This is a genomic window from Rhodococcus sp. EPR-147, assembly GCF_001647185.1.
GTDB lineage: Bacteria > Actinomycetota > Actinomycetes > Mycobacteriales > Mycobacteriaceae > Rhodococcoides.
The window spans coordinates 1-2,708 of record NZ_LVCU01000126.1; the positions used below are offsets into that span (position 1 = coordinate 1).

Here is a 2,708-nt window from a genome sequence, read left to right on the forward strand (position 1 = left end):
TCGAACGTACGGTTCCGGCCGACAACGTCGAGGACGTGCTGCGAGGAGTGTCGAATCTGGTGACCGGTGGTCACTACGTTCAGCTGCAGGAGGCGGTGAACAACGTCAACGCCGCGATTCCTCCCGATCCGGCGGAGATCGACAAGGTCAACAACGCGGCGCGGATCGCACTGACCGACATCGGCGACAACACCCCCGAGATCGATCGAATCCTCGGAGCGGCGGAGAAGGTGTCGAACACCGTCGTGACACAGCGAGACGGCGTCGAACGCGTCCTCGAACTCGGTCCGAGACGATCGGACGGACTGGCCGAGGTGCTGTTCAGCGTCGTCCACATGATCTTCACGCTGGGGTACATGTCGCAGAACATCGGTGACGTCCTCGCCGGTCCGTACCCGGAACTCGCGGGCGCGGTCGAGACGATCTCACCGGCACTGATCGCGATCGCCAATTCCGACTCCTCGGTACCGATGAACATGGAGAAGGCGAACACCCTGTTGCGCGAGCGGTTGATTCCCTACTTCGAGTCGACACCGAACATCGCAGTGCGCTCGGTCTCGACCGATGGCGGAGCCGGTGCACTGGCGGACGACATGATCGGGATCCTGCGCGGGATAGGAATCGTGCGATGAGGCCGGGCACAGTCGTTTCACTCCTCGCATTGATGGCCATGACGGTTGTCGGTGTCGTCTACCTGACGGTCGGCGTCCTGGACATGAACCCCACGCGGAGTACCAACCGCATTGTGGTGCACATGGATACGTCGGGCGGTTTGATGGACACCTCGCAGGTGACCTCGCGCGGAATCCACGTCGGTCGGGTCGAGCGCATCGCGGTGGTGCCGGGCGGGCTCGACGTCACTCTCGCCCTCGACGCCGATCATCGAATTCCCGCGGACTCGGAGGTGGTCGTCGCGAATCTGTCCGCTGCCGGGGAGCAGTACCTGGATCTGCGCCCGCGAGGAACCGGGGGTCCCGACCTGACGGACGGGGACGAGATCGGCAACGAGCAGGTCCGCGCGTCGATCACCGTCAGCGAGGCGCTGAGTCTCGGTGATTCCCTTGCCGCACAGCTCGATACGAATGCAGTGAAGGGGCTGACCGAGACCGCGTCGGCAGCGGTCGACGGTCGCGAAGGCGATGTCGATCGCCTGGTGGAGGCCTTCCGATATCTGTCGGCGACGCTGCGTGACAAGAGCGGTGAGATCCGAAGGCTCTACGACAATGCTCAACAGGGCGGACGCAACGCCTACGGTTACGGCCCGGTCATGACCGACGCCGCGCCGTGGGTCGGTGCGACGGGTTCGGGTGTGGCCAATCTGCTCGAGGGCTTCAACGACTACTCGTACGTCGGCGCGGACGTCTGGGACGATCCACTCGGCAAGATCGGCCCGAAGATAGATCAGTATCTGACGCCCCTCTCACCCGACCTTGCCCTCATCGCAACGCTTCTCAAGCCGTACACCGCGCCCATCAAGCCGATGCGGGTGGACGCCGGTTCCATCGTCGACATGTTGCAGGCCGTCTTCCCTCCGGGCGGACCGGCCAAGCTGTCCGTCCAGATTCCGAACTGATTGGAGTGACCCCCTCATGGTCGAAGTAGATGCATCCGAAAAGAAGACAGAAACAATGCCCGAGGACAAGACTGCGACTGCGCCCGAGAACCCCGAGCGGCGACGCCGTATCCGGTGGTCCGTCGTGGGTGCGGCGGTACCGGGGGTAGTGCTGGCAGTGGTGTTCGGCGTGCTGTGGCATTCTGCGGCAGGCGATCTGGCAGCCGAACGTGCACACGAGCAGGACCGGCAGATGGCGCTGAACACGGCCACCGAGTACACCGCACGGTCGTTGACGTACGACTACCGCAACCTCGACGCCTTCTTCGAAGGAGTCGACCAGGGCGCGTCGCAGTCACTGCAGGACAGGTACGACGGTGTCCGGGAAGCACTCACCGCGATCATGAACGAGTCCCAGGTGGTGGCGACCGGTGAGGTTCTTTCGGCGGCAATCGATTCCGAATCCGGTGGAGAGTACAAGGTGGCGGTGTTCGCCCAGCAGACGACACAGAACGTACAGCAGCCCGACCCCGGCAACGTTCCCAATCTCCTGCTGGTGACGGTCACCGACCAGGACGGTCAGTGGATCGTCAGCGACTACGGTCCCAAGACCTAGATCCGCTCCGTTGCGCGGGCATTGGTAGCGCTGACGAACTGCGCGAGGCCGCGCACTTCCTGCTCGATCTCGGTCAGTCCCGATGCCTCGAACACGTCGACGAACAGGTTCTTCGGGAACATCCGCACGCCCGCCAGGCCCGTTCCGAAGCCGACGACGGTACCCAGCGGTGCCGGACGTGGCTCGCAGCTGGTCATGATCGCGATGCGTCCACCCGGGCGCACGACGCGAATCAGCTCGTCCAGCACCGTCATCGGCTGCGGAACGAGATACAGAGCGGCGTAGCAGCACACGGCGTCGAACGCGCCGTCGGCATAGGGCAGTCGGGCGGCATCTCCCCGCACGTACGCCGCGCGGGGTCCGCGGTTGTCTCGCACGGCGCGGGCGATCATCGCCTCGGAGATGTCGAACCCGACGGCGAGCCCGTCACCGGTGAGAGCCTCCGAGAGGAACCTGGTGAAGTTGCCCGGCCCGCATGCGACATCGAGTACCCGTTGCGGTCCGTCCAATCGAAGGTCGGCAACGGCTTTCGCGCGCTCT

Annotated in this window: 3 protein-coding genes and 1 pseudogene; 3 read left to right on the plus strand and 1 reads right to left on the minus strand. The window is 64.4% G+C overall.

The features are described 5' to 3' along the window. From A2J02_RS28090 to A2J02_RS05960, 3 genes and pseudogenes are all read left to right on the plus strand, one after another. Positions 1–632: pseudogene (locus tag A2J02_RS28090) on the plus strand (MlaD family protein); the annotation flags it as partial. Then, positions 629–1,573 carry an MlaD family protein gene (locus A2J02_RS05955; RefSeq protein ID WP_068048022.1) on the plus strand — a complete coding sequence of 315 codons (945 nt, stop codon included), beginning with the start codon at positions 629–631 and terminating at the stop codon, positions 1,571–1,573. The pseudogene A2J02_RS28090 and the gene A2J02_RS05955, both read left to right, overlap by 4 nt. Positions 1,574–1,589: 16 nt before the next feature. Continuing rightward, positions 1,590–2,168: a hypothetical protein gene (locus A2J02_RS05960; RefSeq protein ID WP_156517177.1), complete on the plus strand. Its 579-nt coding sequence runs from the start codon at positions 1,590–1,592 to the stop codon at positions 2,166–2,168. On the opposite strand, the gene A2J02_RS05965 is transcribed toward A2J02_RS05960, so the two are convergent. Further along, on the minus strand, positions 2,165–2,708 hold a 544-nt coding region (locus tag A2J02_RS05965), incomplete at its 5' end, for a class I SAM-dependent methyltransferase (RefSeq protein WP_068048025.1). The genes A2J02_RS05960 and A2J02_RS05965 overlap by 4 nt on opposite strands.